Source organism: Verrucosispora sp. FIM060022, assembly GCF_003977705.1.
Taxonomy (GTDB): Bacteria; Actinomycetota; Actinomycetes; order Mycobacteriales; family Micromonosporaceae; genus Micromonospora; species Micromonospora gifhornensis.
Map to the genome: position 1 here is coordinate 215,945 of NZ_RQIV01000004.1, position 16,762 is coordinate 232,706.

The window sequence follows — 16,762 nt, forward strand, 5'->3', positions numbered from 1 at the left end:
CGGGCGATGATAGCTAGCCAAACTCCGGCCGGGCCAGTGTATTGTCGATTATCTCGATAGGTCTTCTAGGAAATTCGGGCAGAACGGGAGATTCTTCGCATGTCGACTGTCGACAACGGGGTGAACGTGCAGGCACTGCTTGACGCGCGGGAGGCGCTCAAGGGCGCCCCCGAGGCCGCCCAGTTCACCTGGCGCGCGTCGTCCAGGTGGGAGAAGGGCGTGCACAGCACCACCACGATCGAGAAGTTCTTCGGGCTCGGCCAGGAGCAGTCCCACAAGACCAGGGCGGAGTTCTCCGCCGACCACCCCGAGGTCTTCGCCGCCGAGGACAACGGCATCACCCCGATCGAGTACCTCCTCGTCGGCCTGGCCAGCTGCCTGACCGCCGGCGTGGCGTCCGTCGCCCAGAACCGGGGCATCCAGCTGCGGTCGGTCTCCTCGACGGTCGAGGGCAGCCACGACATCCGGGGCATCCTCGGCGTCGACGGCGACGTCCGGAACGGCTTCAACGACATCAAGGTCACCTTCAACATCGACGCGGACGCCTCCAAGGAGGATATCCAGGCGCTGGTGGCCCAGTCGCAGAAGCGATCGGCCGTTTTCGACGCGCTCACCAACCCGACCGACGTCACGGTCGAAGTGGCCTGAGGCGGGCCGAGCGATCGAGCACGTCACCACGGTCGTCGTCGGGGCCGGGCACGCCGGCCTGGCGGCGAGCCACTTCCTCAGCGACCGGGCGATCGACCATGTCGTGCTCGAACGCGGGGAGATCGCCAACTCGTGGCGGCACGAGCGGTGGGACTCCCTGAGACTGCTCACCCCCAACTGGCTGAACCGGCTGCCCGGCCACCGCTACCAGGGGCCGGACCCGGACGGGTACCTGACGATGGGCGAGGTGGTCGAGTTCATCGAGCAGTACGCCGCCGTCTCGGCCGCGCCGGTGCGTACCGGCACGAACGTCGAGTCGTTGCGGCGCGACGGCGACGGGTATCTGCTCGCCACCAGCCGGGGTGACCTGCGCTGCCAGGCGGTGGTCCTCGCCAGCGGCGCCTGCAACGTGCCGACGGTGCCCGCGATCAGCGCCCAGGTGCCGACCACCGTCGCGCAGCTGACACCCTTCGACTACCGGGGCCCGGATCAGGTCGCCGAGGGCGGCGTACTGGTGGTGGGCGGGTCGGCGACCGGTGTGCAACTCGCGGCCGAGCTGCAACGCTCCGGCCGGCAGGTGATCCTGGCGACGGGCGAGCACGTGCGGCTGCCACGCGTGTACCGGGGACGCGACGTGCTGTGGTGGATGGACGCCTCGGGCGTGTGGGACCAGCGGTACGACGAGGTCGACGACCTCACTCGGGCCCGCCGCCTGCCGTCGCCGCAACTCGTCGGCACCCCGGAGCGCAGCACCCTCGACCTCAACGCGCTCACCGCGCTCGGCGTCGAACTTGTCGGCCGGCTGGCCGCCGTACGCGACGGCACGGCGCTGTTCTCCGGCGGGCTGCGCAACGTCTGTTCGCTCGCCGACCTCAAGATGCGACGCCTGCTGGCCGGCTTCGACGAGTGGGCCCGGACCACCGGCCACGACGCCGAGGTCGGGCCGCCGGAGGAGTTCACGCCGACGGCGGTCGCCGCCTCGACCCGGCTGCGTCTGGACCTGCGCGGCGGTGAGGTGGGCACGATCGTCTGGGCGACCGGGTTCCGCCCCGACTACCGGTGGCTCGACGTGCCGGTGGTCGACGAGAAGGGGCGGCTGCGCCACGAAGGGGGCGTGCTCGACAGCCCCGGCCTGTACGCCCTGGGCCTGCCGCTGCTGCGGCGACGCCGATCCACCTTCATCAGTGGCATCGAGGACGACGCTTGCGCCGTGGTCGACCATCTGGCGAAGAACCTCCCGGCGCCGGCAATCTGATCAACCGGCCGGCGGAACCTGTCGGGCTGCCGTGCGGACGAGCCCGGCGACGGCCCGGGAACGGCTGTGCGACGGCCAGGCGAGCACGGTGGTGACGTGCGGCGAGTCGGTCAGGGGGACGGCGGCGTGCGCGTTCCACAGCCACGACCGGGACGACGCGCAGAGGACGGCCATGGCGCGACCGAGGGCGATCAGCTGGGCCAGTTGCGCCTGATCGTGGATCTCGGGGCCGGGGCCGGGCTCGTAGCTGCCGTCCTGTCGAGGCCAGCGGGCGACCGGAAGATCCGGTATGTCACCGATCTCGGCCATGGTCAGCGACGTACGCGCGGCGAGGGGATGCCCGGCGGGCAGGATGGCGACCTGTTGCTCGGTGAGCAGGTCCTCGGTGTCGAATCCGGCGAGGTCGTCGAAGGGGCGCTGCATGAGGGCGGCGTCGGCGCGGCCGTCACGTAGCATCCGCGCCTGGTCGCCCATGCCGCACAACAGCACGTCGACCTCGGCCGCGCCCGGCTGGGCCGCGTGGGCGTCAAGAAGCTTCCGCAACAGCTCGTGATTTGCGCCGGCCTTCGTCGCCAGCGCCAGCCGGTTCGGGGCGGAGGCAGCCCGTCGGGTACGGCGCGCGGCGGCGGTGGTCGCGTCGAGGATGGCACGGGCCTCGTCGAGCAGCACCTGACCCGCGCCGGTGAGGGTGACACCCCGACGGTCGCGTTCGAACAGGGTCACACCGAGACGCCGTTCGAGTTGTGCGATCGCCCGGGACAGGGGCGGCTGAGCGATGCCGAGGCGCTGGGCCGCCCGGCTGAAGTGCAGTTCCTCGGCGACCGCGACGAAGTACCTCAGCTCGCGGGTCTCCAGCGTATCCACCATCCGACGATACTGCGGTGATACCGGCCGGGTATGACAGCGCACCGCTTCGGTGTAACGGAGCCACCGACCGCCGAGCCACCATCGGCGTCATGAGCGACACGAAGACCGCGCTGGTCACCGGCGCGAACAAGGGACTCGGATACGAGATCGCGGCAGGGCTGGGCGCACGCGGCTACCGGGTGGTGGTGGGGGCCCGGGACCGCGCCCGGGGCGAGGCGGCGGTGGCGAAGTTGCTCGCCGCCGGAGTGGACGCGTTCGCCGTACCGCTGGACGTGACGAGCGACCGGAGCGTTGCCGAGGCGGCGGCACTGATCGACCGCCTCGACGTCCTGGTCAACAACGCCGGCATCTCCGGGGAGACGGGACCGGGTTGGGTGCAGGACCCGACGATGCTCGACCTCGATGTCGTCCGCGCGGTGGTGGACACGAACGTCTACGGCGTGATCCGGGTGACGAACGCGATGCTGCCGCTCCTGCGCCGCTCCGCCTCCCCGCGAATCGTCAACATCTCCAGCAGCGTCGGCTCCTTGACCTGGCAGTCGGACCCGACGATCGACGTCGGCCCGATCATGGCCGCCTACTCGCCGACGAAGTCGTTCCTCAATGCCATCACCGTGCACTACGCGCGGCAGTTCGCCGGTACGAAAATCCTCATCAACGCCGCCTGCCCCGGCCTGGTCGCGACCGACTTCACCGGCTTCCACGGCCGACCGCCCCAGGAGGCCGCAGCAACCCCCATCCGCCTGGCCACCCTCCCCGACAACGGCCCCACCGGCAGGTTCTTCAACGACACCGGCCCCATCCCCTGGTAATCCCACCCCTCTGGTTGATCAAGAGGTTTTGGTCTCCGATCGCGCCGTCGGAGACCAGAACCTCTTGATCGCCGGGGCGATGCGGGTGGCAGTATGTTGACGGCGATAGATGTGAACGCTATCAATTCGGTAGTGGTGTCGGGCGGGTGATGGGGAGGCGGGCATGCGAGTGGGGTTGCTCGGGGGGAGGGTGGCCGCCGTGGTCGCCGCCGTGGTGGTGGCGGGTGTTGGTGCGGTGGTGGGGGTGGTGGGGCCGGCGCGGGCTGCCGCCGTCGTTTTCAGCAATCCGCTGGCCGAGCAGCGGGCCGACCCGCACATCTACCGGCACACCGACGGTTACTACTACTTCACCGCGACGGCGCCCGAGTACGACCGGATCGTGTTGCGTCGGGCCAGCACGTTGCAGGGGCTGGCCACCGCACCCGAGCGGGTGATCTGGCGTAAGCACGGCAGTGGCGAGATGGGCGCGCACATCTGGGCGCCGGAGATCCACTACATCGACGGCCGGTGGTACGTCTACTTCGCCGCCGGGCGGACCGACGACATCTGGGCCATCCGGCCGTACGTGCTGGAGAGCAGTGCGGCGAATCCGCTTGACGGGCCGTGGGTCGAGCGGGGGCAACTCCAGCCGGCACGCAGCAGCTTCTCCCTCGACGCGACCACTTTCGTCCACAACGGACAGCGCTATCTGGCCTGGGCCGAGTACGCCGGCAGCAACTCGAACATCTACCTGGCCCGCGCGGTCAACCCGTGGACGTACGCAGGCACCCCGACCCTGGTCGCCACCCCCACGTACGCCTGGGAGACCCGGGGTTACCGGGTGAACGAGGGACCGGCGGTGCTGATCCGCAACGGCCGGGTCTTCATGACCTATTCGGCGAGCGCCACCGACGCCAGCTACGCCGTCGGACTGCTCACCGCCTCGGCCGGCAGCGACCTGCTCAACCCGGCGTCCTGGAGCAAACGGGCCACGCCGGTGCTGGCCAGCGACGCCCGGACCGGCCAGTGGGGGCCCGGCCACAACTCCTTCACCGTCGCCGAGGACGGCAGCGACGTGATCGTCTACCACTCCCGCAACTACGAGCGGTACCTCGGCAACGGCTACGACCCGCTGAGCGACCCGAACCGGCGTACCCGGATCCAGCGGGTCTACTGGAACACCGACGGTACGCCGAACTTCGGGGTGCCGGTGCCCGACGGCGCCACCCCGGTCCGGCTGCGCGCCCACGACCAGCCGGACCGCTACCTGCGGCACTGGGAGTTCCGGGTCCGGTTGGAGCCGAACGTGACGAACCTGGCCGACTCGCAGTTCCGGATCGTCACCGGCCTGTCCAACTCCGGGGCGATCTCGCTGGAGTCGACCAACTATCCCGGCTACTACCTGCGGCACCGCAACCACCAACTCTGGGTGGAGCGCAACGACGGCTCCAACCTGTTCCGGCAGGACGCCACCTTCACCCGTCGAGCCGGACTGGCGGATGCGGCGAAGGTGTCGCTGGAATCGGTGAACTTCCCCGGCCAGTACGTGCGACACCGCGACGGGCTGCTCTACCTGGAGGCCGTACCGGACGCGGCCGGGCGGGCCTCGGCCACCTTCGCGTTGGACTGACCGGAGTTGTCGGGGGCCGTGCCTAAACTCCCGCGGCATGGCGACGGTGACCTTTGTGGATGAGAGCACGGCTGGTGCTCGTACCCCGGCTTGGGCCTTGCAGATCTTCGAGGAGCGGCTGACGCTGCGCGAGCTCATCCGCCGGCGGATCCACCAGGAGGTGGCCGAGTACAACGCGGCCACCCCGGCACCGCGGCGGCTGCTGGTGCAGCCCACCTCGACGGAACGGGTGCTCAACGGCGGCCGGGAGCAGGGGGAGCGTCGCCGGGTCGACGCCGCGCGGCAGGTTGCCCTGGCCGAGGAGGCCTTCGGGCGTAACGGTTTCGTGGTGCTGGTCGGGGACCGTCAGGTGGAGGAGTTGGACGAGGAGGTCGACCTGCGCCGCGACACCGAGGTCACCTTCCTCAAGCTCGTCGCGCTGGTCGGTGGCTGAGCCGATGACCACCACCACCGACACCGTCGGGCTCGCCACCCGCGCCCGTGACCTGGTCGCCGCGAACGACCTGACCGCGCTGGCCGACCACCTCTACACGCATGCCCGGTTCTGCCGGGACGACCCGGAGGTACGCGCTGCGCTGCGGTTACTGTCCCGCGCAGACGTGGCCCGGCTGGTGCAGGCCATGGCCGCCCTGGTGAGACACGACCCGGTCCGGACCTGGCCGGTGCGGGACCTGATCGGGCAGTTGTCCCGCAGGCTCCCCACCGACCTGGCACCCGAGCAGCTAGAGGATCTTGCCGCGTACGCCGTGCAGGAGCCGTACTCGTTGTCGCCGACCGCGCTGGAGACGGTGGCCCGGAGCCTGCTCGCCACCGGTCCGCTCTCCGGCGAGTTGGTGGCGGTGCTCGTCGACCGGTCCGACGAGAGTCAACGGCTGCGGCAGTTGATCGCCGAGCTGGCCGGGCCGCAGCTCGACCCGGCCGACCCGTGGGCCGAGCAGATCCTCACCGAGCTGCCGACCCTCGACCCGGTCTGGCAGCGGCTGGTCGCCCATGCCAGCACCGCGACGACGCCCCGACCCGCTGCCAGCTGGTCGACGGCGGCGACCCGACTGCTCACCGCGGTCGACCCGACCGAGGCCCGGCAGGTTCTCGACCGGTGGCTGACCGCCGCCGCACGGACGCCGCAGCGCCAGCCGGCCTTCATCAACGCGGACCTGCTGCGGGGGCTGCTCTGGCTGGTCGAGCGCACCGGCCCGGCCCCCGAGCAGGTACGCCTGGTCGGCGGCCTGGTCGAGGCGATGCTGCGGCGGCTGCCCGGCATCGGCCCGGCCTGCCCGAAGGTGGCAAACGCGGCGGTCGGGGTGCTCGGCCGCCTCGACGGGGAGGCGGCACTGGCGCAGCTCGCCCGACTGTCGACCCGGGTCACCTACAAGGGCACCCGCAAAGAGATCGACAAGGCGCTCGACGCCCGTGCGGCGGCGATGGGTATCGGGCGGGACGAGATCGAGGAGTTGGCCGTCCCGGATTACGGCCTGACCGAGGTGGGTCGGCACGGGATGACCCTCGGCGGCTGCCGGGCCGAGCTGCTGATCGCCGGCACCAGCGTCACCCTGGCCTGGTTCAACGAGTCCGGCCGTCAGGTGAAGAGCCCGCCGGCCTCGGTGCGCCGGGACCACCCGGCGCAACTGGCCGAGCTGAAGGGCCTGGCCAAGGAGGTCAGCGGGATGCTGGCCGCGCAGACGGCCCGGTTGGACGGGTTGTTCCTGGCCCAACGCACCTGGACCTTCGGCGGGTGGCGGCAGCGTTACCTGGATCATCCGCTGGTCGGCGTGCTGGCTCGCCGGTTGCTCTGGCTTGTCGACGGGGTGCCGTGCGGGTGGGCCGACGGCGCGCTGCGCACGGTGGACGACACCCCGGTCAGTGCCGCCGACGAGGCGCAGGTGCGGATCTGGCATCCGATCGGTCGGCCGGTGCCGGAGGTGGTCGGCTGGCGGGAGTGGCTGGAACGGCATCGGGTCGTCCAGCCGTTCAAGCAGGCACACCGGGAGGTCTACCTGCTCACCCCGGCCGAGGAGGCCACCGGCACCTACTCCAACCGGTTCGCCGGGCACATCCTGCGACAGCATCAGTTCCACGCGCTGGCTGCGATCCGGGGCTGGACCGACCGGCTCCGGCTGATGGTCGACGACTCGTACCCGCCGACCTCCCGGGAACTGCCCGGCTGGGGCCTGCGCGCCGAGTACTGGGTGGAGGGGATCGGCGACGACTACGACGTCGACACCACCGAGAGCGGGTCGTACCTGCGTCTCGTCACCGATCAGGTGCGCTTCTACCCGATCGCCGCCGCACAGAACTGGTCACACGCCTCCGGTGGCGGCTACTCGTCGGCGCAGTGGACGGACGCCCGGCCCGGTGACCCGTTGCCGCTCGACCAGATCCCGCCGCTGGTGTTCAGCGAGATCATGCGCGACGTCGACCTGTTCGTCGGGGTGGCCAGCGTCGGCAACGATCCGACCTGGTCCGACGGCGGCCCGCAGGGCCGATTCCGGGACTACTGGTCGTCGTACAGCTTCGGGGAGTTGTCCGCGACGGCCGAGACCCGCCGCGACCTGCTGGCCCGGCTGCTGCCCCGGCTCGCGGTGGGGCAGCGGGCTCGCATCGACGGCCGGTTCTTAATGGTCGACGGTGACCTGCGCACCTACCGGATCCACCTGGGGTCGGGCAATATCCTGATGAGCCCGAACGACACCTACCTGTGCATCGTGCCCGACCGCGGCGCGGGTCGGCTCGGCGAGCAGCAGTTCCTGCCGTTCGAGGGTGACAACACGCTCGCCGTCATCCTCAGCAAGGCGATGCTGTTGGCCAAGGATGCCGAGATCACCGATCCGACGATCCTCCGGCAGATCAGGCTCGCCTGACCGGTCAGCCCTTGATGGCGCCGATCAGGACGCCCTTGACGAAGTGCCGCTGGATGAACGGGTAGACCGCGACGATCGGTGCCACGGTGAGCACGACTACGGCCATCTTGATGGCCTCGGTAGGTGGCATCGTGGCACCGATTGCCGCACCGGAGGTGTTCGGTGCCTGCCCGGCCAGCAGGTAGCTCTGCAACACCCGCTGGATCGGGTACATGTCGTTGCGGTCGATGAACAACAGCGCGTCGAACCAGACGTTCCAGTAGCTGACCGCGTAGAACAGCCCGACCACGGCGATGACCGCCCGGGCCAGTGGCAGCACGATCTGGGTCAGGGTGCGGAAGTCGCTGGCTCCGTCGATGCGGGCGCTGTCCACGAGTTCGGACGGAATGCCCTGGAAGAAGCCCCGGACGACGACCAGGTTGAAGACGCTGATCGCGGGCGGCAGGATCAGCGCCCAGATGGTGTCCTTGAGCCCAAGCCCGGTCACCACCAGATACTTCGGCACCAGCGGCGGATAGATCAAGAACGGCAACAGGAAGTACGCGAGCAGCCAGCGGTAGCCGAGCGAGCGGGGCCGGGACAGCCCGTACGCGGCGAGCACGGTCACCGTCAACGCCAGGGCGGTGCCGATGACGGTGACCAGGGTGCTGATCCACAACGCCCGGGTGACCGCGCCGCCCGCGAAGATCGTCTCGTAGGCGGAGGTGTCGATTCCCCTGGGCACGACCACGAGGCCACCGGCCCGGGCGATCGTCTCCCGAGACGACAGGCTGGTCACCAGGATCACCCAGAGCGGGAACAGCACGCTGAGCACCAGCAGGCTGAGCAGCACGGCCTTGGCGCCCTGACCGAGCGGGCTGGGCGGCTCCTCCCACGGTGGGCGTCGGGGGCGGGTTCCGGGTGACTTCCGGAGGAAGGTGGCGGTCATGATCGTGAGTAGATCCCTCGTTCGCCGAGCATGTGTGCGACCTTGTTGGCGGCCAGGATCAGGCAGAGCCCGACAGCGGCCTTGAACAGACCGGCGGCGGCGCCGTAGCCGTAGTTCCCGGTGGCGATGGAGAAGTGGTAGACGAAGGTGTCCAGCACCTCGGAGGCCTGCCGGCCGACGGCGTCGCGTTGCAGCAGGAACTGCTCGAAGCCGACCGAGAGCGCGTCACCGAGGCGCAGGATGAGCAGCAACACGATCACCGGACGTAGGCCGGGCAGGGTGATGTGCCACAGCCGCCGCCACCGGCCCGCACCGTCGGCTGCTGCCGCCTCGTACAGGTTCTGGTCGATGGTGGACAGGGCGGCGAGGAAGACGATCGTGCCCCAGCCGACGTCCTTCCAGACCGCCTCGGCGGTGACCAGGATGATGAACGTGTCCGGGTTGGTCATCACGTTCCACGGTTCCATCCCGGCCTCGCGCATGGTCTGGGCGAGCAGGCCGGCACCGCCGAACATGGCGACGAAGAAGCTGACCACCAGTACCCAGCTGAAGAAGTGCGGCAGGTAGACGACGGTCTGGATGAAGCCGCGCAGTCGGCTGGAGAGCAGGCTGTGCAGCACGATCGCCAGCAGGATCGGCAGCGGGAAGAAGAAGACCAGCTGGAACGCGGTGATCGCCAGGGTGTTGCGGAACGCGTGCCAGAACGCCGGATCGGCGAACAGGAGCTGGAACTGCCCGAAGCCGATCCAGTTGCTCTGCACGAAGGCGTCCAGCGGATTGCTGCCGACGTACGGGTTGTAGTCCTGGAAGGCGATGACGTTACCGAGGATCGGCAGATAGCTGAAGATCAGCAGGATGACGAAGCCCGGCGCGACCATGGCGAGCAGCTGCCAGTCCCGGCGCAGGCGGGTGCGCAACGGTAGGCGTCTGCGCCGAGGGGCGGCCCCGCCGGGCCGGGTCTGGTCGGACCCGGCCTCGGCGGTGACCTCGCGGACGGTCATCAGTCAGCCTTGGGCAGTGAGTCGGCGAGCAGCTGCCGCGCCGCCTCCCCGCCGGCGGCCTTCCACTCCTGCAGGATGGAGTCCACGTCGGACAGCGGCCGGCGGCCGCGCAGCACGTCGGTGAACTTGTCCTCCGTCGGCACCTGGTTGGCCTTGAAGGCGGCCGGCATCTCCAGTTTCACGCCGGCCCACGGGTCCTTCTCCAGGTATCCGACCGTGGCGTTGGAGTAGGCCAGCGCGTCCCGCACGTAGTTCGGGGTGTCCGCGAACGGGCCGATGGTCGGGTTGCGACCACTGATGAAGAAGTACTGGTTGTTGATCTCCTTGAAGGCCAGGTCGGTCTTGACCGGCCCGTTCGGCGTACGGGTGTGGTGCCTGCCCTCGACGCCGAAGTCACGCAGCTGGGCCTCCTGGCTTCCCAGCGGCGCGGAGCACCAGTTGATCACCCGCAGCAGTTCCTTGACGCGCTCCTCGCCGAGGCCCTTCTTGACGAAGGTGTAGGAGATCGGCTGGTCGCTACCCCAGACCAGCGGGTCGCCACCGGTGGCGGAGAAGTTCGGCACCGGCTGGATGTTCAGCGCCTTGTTGGCCTTCTGGTGCTCGGCCTGACCGCCCTGCCAGAAACCGAAACCGTCCTGCATGAAGACGATGTTGCCGCCCTTGGCGAACAGTTGCTTGGCGTCGGCGCCCCGGCTGGCCACGATGTCCGGGTGGACCAGGCCGTCCTGGTAGACCTTCGCCATGACCTCCAGGGCCTGGCGGAACTCCGGGGTCTCGTACTTGAACTCGGGCGTGCCGTCGGAGCGCAACCGCCAGCCCTGCTTGGCGCCCGGCACCTTGTGGTACATCTGGATCATCGGGAAGACGTCGTTGAACGCCCACACCTTCCGCGCCGGGTCGGTGACCTGCTTGGCGATGGCGAGCAGGTCGTCCAGCGAGGTGGGGATGGCCAGGCCGCGGGCGTCCAGCACGTCCTTGCGGGTGAACATGACCCAGGCGAACGGCCCGTCGGTCGGGTTCGGCACGGCGGCCAGCCGCTCGTTCCAGACGGAGTGCCGCCAGGCTTCGGTCGGGAAGGTGGCCAACATCGGGTACGCCTCGACGGCGTTGCCCTTGAGGTGGTCGGTCAGATCCTCGAACAGCACGCTGATCGCCTCGGCGAACCGCGGGATCTTGTCCACCTCCCAGCTCGGCACGCAGAGCAGATCCGGCACGTCCCGGGCGCCGAGCATGGCGTTGAGCTTGTCGGCGTACGTGTTGCCGTCCTGGATGGTGAAGTTCACCGGTACGCCCAGCTCGTCGTTGACCGCCTGCAGGTAGGCGCTCTGGCCGATCCCGGGCGGCGCGGGACCCCACGCCGGGGTCATCGCGGTGATCTCCTTGCCGCTGGTGCCCGGCTTCTCGGTGATCAGGTCGACCAGGCTGCTCGGGTACTTGACGTAGCCGTCGGGGACCGGCCGGATTCCGGCGATGTCGGGAGCGATGCTTCCCGTCAGGCCCTTGTGCGCGGGCAACAGGTGGCCGAAGGCGCCGAGGTTCTGCGCGGCACCGCTGCCGGCGGGTGCCTCGGAACAACCGCTGAGCAGGGGACCACCGGCGACGGCGACCGCGCCGAGGCCGAACAGACTGAGAAAGCTACGGCGCGAGGTCGGCACGCCGGGGTTGTGCCGGGTCATCGGTCTCCCTTCGAGAAGGGCTGAGGGCGAGCAGGCTCGCTCGGGTGAGAGTTCGTCTGGATGGTAAACAAACTAATAGACGTCCATGCGCCTGAACAAGAGGCGACCCGGCGCGCGGCTTGCGGCCAGCTGCGCAGCGTGCGGGGCCATTCACTGGCAGTTCCACAGAGGTCGATCATCGACAGGGACACCTGCACCGTCCTGCGGCGCTTCCCGCTGTCCGGAACGGACTCGGCGTGAACCGCCGGCAGGTCACGTCTCGGCACCCGACGCGACCTGCCGGCGGCGGCTCACCCGGAGGTGCGACTCACCTGGAGGCCAGGTGGTTCACCGGGTGGCGGGACGGCGGGTCAGCGCGAAGCCGACCACCCCGGCGACGGCGGCCAACACCCCACCGGCCGTGGTCCAGATCCACCGGGAGCCGGCCTCCGGCAGCCAGCCGGTGAGGTCGAGATTCCAGCCGTCGCTCTCCTCGTCCTGCGTGGGTGCCGTCGGCACGGCCTCCAGCAGCTTGCCGGCGTTGGCCGGTGGCACCAGCGGCGCTTCCAGCCTGCCGTCCTCGGGCGCGCTGCCCGCGTCCCCGCTGGCGGAGATCAGCAGGTCCACGTCGATCGGCAGGCCGAGGTCGCGTTCGGGGACGTCGACCACGGTCAACCGGACGTAGTAGGTGCCGGGCAGCGGGTCGACGGACCACGGCTCCGCCCACGGCCGTACCCGGCGCAGCGTGCAGCCGATGGCCACGGTGGACACCGAGGCGTCGGCCGTCGGCGTCTGCGCACCGGCCGTGCACGCCTGCCGGCGACGCAGCCCGTCGAAGACCTCCACCGCCCAGGTCGAGCTGCCGCGCCGGTCCTCGGCCAGCGACACGGTGGCGTTGATCTCGTGGATCTCGCCCGCGCCCGCCGTGAACGACCAGTAGAGGTATTCGCCGGTGGAGGCACCGACCCGGACCGGCTGACCGGCCGCGACCGGCGTGGCGCTCAGGAACGAGGTGCCGGCCTTGGTCAGGGTGGTGGAGCCGGGCGAGGGGGTCGGGGTGGGCGCGGCCAGCACCGTGGCCGGTGTCAGCGCGACACCGCCGGCCACCAGGGCGGTCAGGATCGCCGATCGGGTACGCATCACTTCTCCCTCCAGGTGGCCACCCACCAGCGGGTGAGCAGACCGGTGACGAGCCCGGTGAGCAGACCGGCCAGGGTCAGCAGGAGCAGCAGCACCCAACCCCGGCCCAGATCGGGCCCGTCCGGGGTGGGAGAGGCGGCCACCACGTCGACTGTCAACTCGACAGGCATGCCGGGTTCCTTCTCGGTCCCGGCCCTGGGCGAGAACATGTTGCTGACCACCAGGCAGACCGTGGTGACGGCAGTCGCCGAGGCCGTCGGCGTCGGGGTGGCGTCCCCGGTGCGCGACTGCTCGTCGTCGTCCGCCCCGGCCGACCAGCGCAGTCCGGCCGACACCACGTCGGTACGCCCACTGCCCGCGTCCACGCCACGGACCAGTTCCCGGCCGTCGGACGCGGTGGCCCGCAGCAGTACGCCGTAGTCCGGGTTGACCGGGCGGTCCATCGCCACGCTGACCGAGGCGCGTAGCTCCTGGTCCGGCCGGACCGGCACCCGGTACCACCGGTGCTCGGAGAAGGTCTCCCGGTCGGTGTAGACGCCCGGCGCCAACAGCGGCGCCCCCTGGCAGACATCCGCCCCGGCCACCTTCGCCGGCGTGGTCGCGTACGTGTCGCGGGCCCGATCCACCAGTTGCTTGAGCCGGCCGGTGAGATCCTCCGCGCTGGTCGCGGCCGTGTAGGTCCCGCCGGTGGCGGCGGCGATGCAGAGCAGTTGCCGGCGGACCTTCTCGTCGGGCGCCAACCCGAGCGTGTCCACCACCAACGTGGTGCCCTGGGCTGCCAGTTCCCGCGCCACCTGGCACGGGTCCGGCGGGGCGCAGGTGTCCTCGCCGTCGGTGATCAGCACGATGCGTCGGGCGGTGGTGCCTCCGCCCAGGTCCTTGGCGGCCTCCCGCAGGGCGAGCCCGACCGGGGTGAAGCCGGTCGGACGCAACGTGGCCACGGCAGCCTTGGCGCGTTCCCGGTTCACCGGCCCGACCGGCACGATCTGTTGGGTGTCCAGGCAGCCCTGCTGCTTGTCCTCACCCCGGTAGGTGGCCCCGAGCACCCGGATGCCCAGCTGGGTCTCGTCCGGCAGCGCGTCCACCACCTCGCCGAACGCCTGCTGGGCCACTGAGATGCGGCTGCGCCCGTCGATGTCGGTGGCCCGCATCGAGCCGCTCACGTCCAGCACGAGTTGGACGCGAGGCGGCTCGGTGACGGGTTCTGCCGTGTCGTCGGCGGATGCCGGCAATGCGCCGGCCAGCGTGGTTGTCGTCAGCAGTCCCAAAAGGACCACTGACGACCATTTTTTGTTGATCACTGGCCGGAGTGTAGCGACGTCCATTGAGGACAAACGCCCCGGTGCGCCCGGTTTCCCTCGGTGGTCTCCCGACTACGGCTTCCAGGAGCCGGCGATCTCGAACTGGTGGAGGTACTCCAGGACGCCATTGGTGTCGGTGACGTCGAAGACGACCCGGCCGGAACGCGTGGTGCCGGCGGGCAGACCGTTGCCGGCGTTGAGCGGATCGCCGCAGCCGTAGATCGCGCCCACCAGCCCGTTGACGGTGCTGCCGTCGGCGGCCCGCCACTGGAAGTAGAACGGGTTGATCGACGCGGTGCCCTTGGTGACCCTGGCGTTCACCTCGGCGATCAGGAATCGTCCCTTCTGCGGGGCGGGCGCGAAGGAACGGCAACTTTCGGTCACGGTACGGAACCGCGTCACGGTGATCTCGATCGTGCCGCTGTTGTCGCTCGCGACCAGCGTGTCGCCGGGCCGCATGTTGAACGTCTCGCCCTCCTCCTCCGAGAAGACCGGTGGGATCCCACCGTCCGGGGGCGGGGCGTCCGGAGTCCTCGGGGCGGTGACCGGGGGAGTCGGTATCGCCTCGGCGATCTCATCGGCGGTCCGGTTCATCCCGGCGATCAGTGCGACGACGCCGCCGGCGCAGCAGAGCAGCGCGAGGACCACCACCGTGATCACCACGATCAGCGTGGTCCTGCTGCCGCTGCCGCCGCTGGTGGGCATCGGCGCAGCGGAGCCCGGCGGATAACCACCGGCCGGGTAGGCGCCACCGGGCGGATAGCCACCGGGCGGCGGATAACCACCGGGCGGCGGGTAGCCGCCGCCGGCCTGCTTCGGGTCGGCCGGCGGATAGGCGCCGCCCGGCGCGTACGGTCCGGCCGGGTAGCCGGGGCCCGGCGGGAAGGGACCGCTGGGCGGGAGCGGGCCGGCCGGCGGGTACGGCGTGCCCGAGGTGGGCTGCGGGGGGCCGGAGGCGGGATGCGGCGTGCCCGAGGTGGGCTGCGGGGCGCCCGACGTGGGATGCGGCGTGCCGGACACCGGCGGGGCCGGCGGGGCGCTGCTCGGCGGCTGCGGAGCCGACCACGAGCCGCCCGGCTCGGCCGGTGGGGGAGGCGACCAGGTGCCGTCCTGCGGCGCGCCGTCCGTCGACCCGGCCGCAGGCGGTGGTGCCCACGGGTCGCTGGGCTGGGGTTGGTAGGGGTCCTGCGGTCCACCTGGGGGCTGGGGGTAGCTCACCGTACTCCTCGGGCACCTGATACCGGACGTGAACCGCCTGACGCTACCGCGTACCGGCAACACCGATCGGCCACCGTCATCGTCCGATCGGTGTTGCCGGGCGGAGCCCTACCGCGGCGCCAGGACGGCAGCGGTGCGGACCAGATTCGCGTCCACCGCGAAGCGTCCGGTGATCACCGAGGGCGGGTCGGCGGACCCGGCGGCGTCGATCCGGGCCGGTGCGATTCGGGCGATGAACGTCGCGGTGGCCGGGTCCAACTCCACCAGCGCGTCGTGAAAGCCGAGCCAGTCGCCGACGATCGGATGCCAGATCTTGTAGACGGTCTCCTTGGCGCTGAACACCACAGTCGACCAGGCGACGCCGGAGGGCAACCTGTCGTGTTGCTCCTCCTCCTCGGGCAGGCAGATCAGCCGGCTCACCTCCGCACCGAGCACTCGGTGCTGCTCGGCGTCCATGCCGACCGCCCGAATCTCGCTGGTGCGTCCCACCGCGGCGGCGCAGTAGCCCTTGGTGTGGGTGATGGTGCCGACGGTGCCCGGCGGCCAGACCGGCGACCGGTCCGGGCCGGCGGGGACGGCGACGGCGGGCAGGCCCAGCATGGCCATGGCCCGACGGGCACAGACCCGGCCGGCGGTGAAGTCGCGGCGGCGGCTGTCCACCGCCCGTTCGCCGAGGCAGGCCGCCTCGACGGCGTACAGCTCGCCGGTCCAGTCAGCAGGCTCGGCGACCGCCACCGCGACGGTCGGGGGCAACAGGTCACGCACCGTTGACTCCCGATCGCAGAGTCCGACCCGTGAGCCCGGTAGCATCGGCGGGCGCTGATTCGTCGATCGGGTGCGGGCAGCGGTTGTGGTGGGTGGTGACGGCCATGGCTCGTGAACGTACCGCAACGATGTAACGCCGCAGCGTTCCCGGGCGCTGTTCGTTCTGCGCGGGGATCACGGTTGCGGTCGATGATCGACAGCGGGTTCGCCTGCTGTCCGAGGCGAGGCGGAAGGGAGCGCGATGACGGGTGTTGCGGATCGCTCGGATGTCGGGGTGACGCAGGCGGACACCGGCGCGGTTGCGGTGGTGCCGGACGAGCACGCTCCACTGACACCCGACTGGACGTGCGGCACCTGTGGCGCGCAATGGCCGTGTGAGCAGAAGCGGGACCGGCTGCTCTCCGAGTACCTGACCGATCGCGCGATGCTCAGCGTCTACCTGGGTGCCTGTCTGGCCGCCGCCGCCGAGGACCTGCACCTGTCCGGGTCGACCTCCCTGCAGGACCGGTTCCTCGGTTGGTTGCCCCGCCGCCCCAGACGGTTCTGAGAGTTGATCGCCACGCCGGTGTGATCAGTAAGGCACCGGTCACCGCGGGGAGTTTGGGGCGCCATCGCCGTCTCGTCGGAAAACTGACCCGTGCCGCCCCGTTGTGCCGCTGGTCATGGGTGGTTAAGCTGCTGGTGCGCGCCCCAATCGCCCGCTTC

General features: G+C 70.4%; 15 protein-coding genes. 7 read left to right on the forward strand and 8 right to left on the reverse strand.

The window, feature by feature from the left end; translation table 11 throughout:
- The first annotated feature begins 99 nt into the window (after positions 1-99).
- Both EG812_RS14345 and EG812_RS14350 read left to right on the forward strand, forming a co-directional pair.
- Complete coding sequence (locus EG812_RS14345; protein WP_013731457.1) at positions 100-648, forward strand: OsmC family protein; 549 nt, start codon at positions 100-102, stop codon at positions 646-648.
- Between the two features lie 13 nt (positions 649-661).
- The gene (locus EG812_RS14350) at positions 662-1,903 is read left to right on the forward strand and encodes an NAD(P)-binding domain-containing protein (RefSeq protein WP_126711817.1); all 1,242 of its coding nucleotides are present in this window, start codon (positions 662-664) and stop codon (positions 1,901-1,903) included.
- Here the strand turns inward: EG812_RS14350 and EG812_RS14355 are convergent, their stop codons facing one another.
- Entirely contained in the window at positions 1,904-2,770 is an 867-nt protein-coding gene (locus tag EG812_RS14355; RefSeq protein ID WP_126711818.1) for a LysR family transcriptional regulator, read from the reverse strand.
- Between the two features lie 89 nt (positions 2,771-2,859).
- On the opposite strand from EG812_RS14355, the gene EG812_RS14360 reads away from it, so the two are divergent.
- The 4 genes from EG812_RS14360 to EG812_RS14375 all read left to right on the forward strand — a co-directional run bounded on the left by EG812_RS14360 (position 2,860) and on the right by EG812_RS14375 (position 8,049).
- Positions 2,860-3,582: an SDR family oxidoreductase gene (locus EG812_RS14360; RefSeq protein ID WP_043722914.1), complete on the forward strand. Its 723-nt coding sequence runs from the start codon at positions 2,860-2,862 to the stop codon at positions 3,580-3,582.
- A 163-nt stretch (positions 3,583-3,745) separates the two neighbouring features.
- Entirely contained in the window at positions 3,746-5,191 is a 1,446-nt protein-coding gene (locus EG812_RS14365) for a family 43 glycosylhydrolase (protein ID WP_233579485.1), read from the forward strand.
- Positions 5,192-5,228: 37 nt separating this feature from the next.
- The gene (locus tag EG812_RS14370; RefSeq protein WP_043719624.1) at positions 5,229-5,624 is read left to right on the forward strand and encodes a hypothetical protein; all 396 of its coding nucleotides are present in this window, start codon (positions 5,229-5,231) and stop codon (positions 5,622-5,624) included.
- Positions 5,625-5,628: 4 nt separating this feature from the next.
- Positions 5,629-8,049 (forward strand): DUF4132 domain-containing protein, encoded by a 2,421-nt coding sequence (locus EG812_RS14375; RefSeq protein ID WP_126711819.1) that lies wholly within the window; start codon positions 5,629-5,631, stop codon positions 8,047-8,049.
- A 4-nt stretch (positions 8,050-8,053) separates the two neighbouring features.
- On the opposite strand, the gene EG812_RS14380 is transcribed toward EG812_RS14375, so the two are convergent.
- The 7 genes from EG812_RS14380 to EG812_RS14410 all read right to left on the reverse strand — a co-directional run bounded on the left by EG812_RS14380 (position 8,054) and on the right by EG812_RS14410 (position 16,057).
- Positions 8,054-8,977, reverse strand: coding sequence for a carbohydrate ABC transporter permease (locus EG812_RS14380; protein ID WP_126711820.1), 924 nt, complete (start codon positions 8,975-8,977; stop codon positions 8,054-8,056).
- Positions 8,974-9,978: an ABC transporter permease gene (locus tag EG812_RS14385; protein ID WP_013731467.1), complete on the reverse strand. Its 1,005-nt coding sequence runs from the start codon at positions 9,976-9,978 to the stop codon at positions 8,974-8,976. Before EG812_RS14385 ends, EG812_RS14380 begins: the two co-directional genes overlap by 4 nt.
- A complete protein-coding gene (locus EG812_RS14390; RefSeq protein WP_013731468.1) occupies positions 9,978-11,654 on the reverse strand; it encodes an extracellular solute-binding protein in 1,677 nt (558 codons plus the stop codon). Before EG812_RS14390 ends, EG812_RS14385 begins: the two co-directional genes overlap by 1 nt.
- A 327-nt stretch (positions 11,655-11,981) precedes the next feature.
- The gene (locus tag EG812_RS14395; RefSeq protein WP_013731469.1) at positions 11,982-12,773 is read right to left on the reverse strand and encodes a peptidase; all 792 of its coding nucleotides are present in this window, start codon (positions 12,771-12,773) and stop codon (positions 11,982-11,984) included.
- Complete coding sequence (locus EG812_RS14400; protein ID WP_126711821.1) at positions 12,773-14,098, reverse strand: VWA domain-containing protein; 1,326 nt, start codon at positions 14,096-14,098, stop codon at positions 12,773-12,775. The genes EG812_RS14395 and EG812_RS14400 overlap by 1 nt, the downstream gene beginning before the upstream one ends.
- A gap of 48 nt (positions 14,099-14,146) precedes the next feature.
- Positions 14,147-15,292, reverse strand: coding sequence for a hypothetical protein (locus EG812_RS14405; protein WP_126711822.1), 1,146 nt, complete (start codon positions 15,290-15,292; stop codon positions 14,147-14,149).
- 108 nt (positions 15,293-15,400) lie between these two features.
- The gene (locus EG812_RS14410; RefSeq protein ID WP_043722921.1) at positions 15,401-16,057 is read right to left on the reverse strand and encodes a 4'-phosphopantetheinyl transferase family protein; all 657 of its coding nucleotides are present in this window, start codon (positions 16,055-16,057) and stop codon (positions 15,401-15,403) included.
- 274 nt (positions 16,058-16,331) lie between these two features.
- Here EG812_RS14410 and EG812_RS14415 point away from each other — a divergent pair, with 274 nt between their 5' ends.
- Positions 16,332-16,604: a hypothetical protein gene (locus EG812_RS14415; protein ID WP_013731474.1), complete on the forward strand. Its 273-nt coding sequence runs from the start codon at positions 16,332-16,334 to the stop codon at positions 16,602-16,604.
- The last annotated feature ends 158 nt before the right edge of the window (positions 16,605-16,762 follow it).

Coding starts and splice junctions, on each gene's coding strand:
- EG812_RS14345 (WP_013731457.1), top strand. CDS start 100: ATGTCGACTGTCGACAACGGGGTGAACGTGCAGGCACTGCTTGACGCG.
- EG812_RS14355 (WP_126711818.1), bottom strand. CDS start 2,770: ATGGTGGATACGCTGGAGACCCGCGAGCTGAGGTACTTCGTCGCGGTC.
- EG812_RS14360 (WP_043722914.1), top strand. CDS start 2,860: ATGAGCGACACGAAGACCGCGCTGGTCACCGGCGCGAACAAGGGACTC.
- EG812_RS14365 (WP_233579485.1), top strand. CDS start 3,746: ATGCGAGTGGGGTTGCTCGGGGGGAGGGTGGCCGCCGTGGTCGCCGCC.
- EG812_RS14370 (WP_043719624.1), top strand. CDS start 5,229: ATGGCGACGGTGACCTTTGTGGATGAGAGCACGGCTGGTGCTCGTACC.
- EG812_RS14375 (WP_126711819.1), top strand. CDS start 5,629: ATGACCACCACCACCGACACCGTCGGGCTCGCCACCCGCGCCCGTGAC.
- EG812_RS14380 (WP_126711820.1), bottom strand. CDS start 8,977: ATGACCGCCACCTTCCTCCGGAAGTCACCCGGAACCCGCCCCCGACGC.
- EG812_RS14385 (WP_013731467.1), bottom strand. CDS start 9,978: ATGACCGTCCGCGAGGTCACCGCCGAGGCCGGGTCCGACCAGACCCGG.
- EG812_RS14390 (WP_013731468.1), bottom strand. CDS start 11,654: ATGACCCGGCACAACCCCGGCGTGCCGACCTCGCGCCGTAGCTTTCTC.
- EG812_RS14395 (WP_013731469.1), bottom strand. CDS start 12,773: ATGCGTACCCGATCGGCGATCCTGACCGCCCTGGTGGCCGGCGGTGTC.
- EG812_RS14400 (WP_126711821.1), bottom strand. CDS start 14,098: ATGGACGTCGCTACACTCCGGCCAGTGATCAACAAAAAATGGTCGTCA.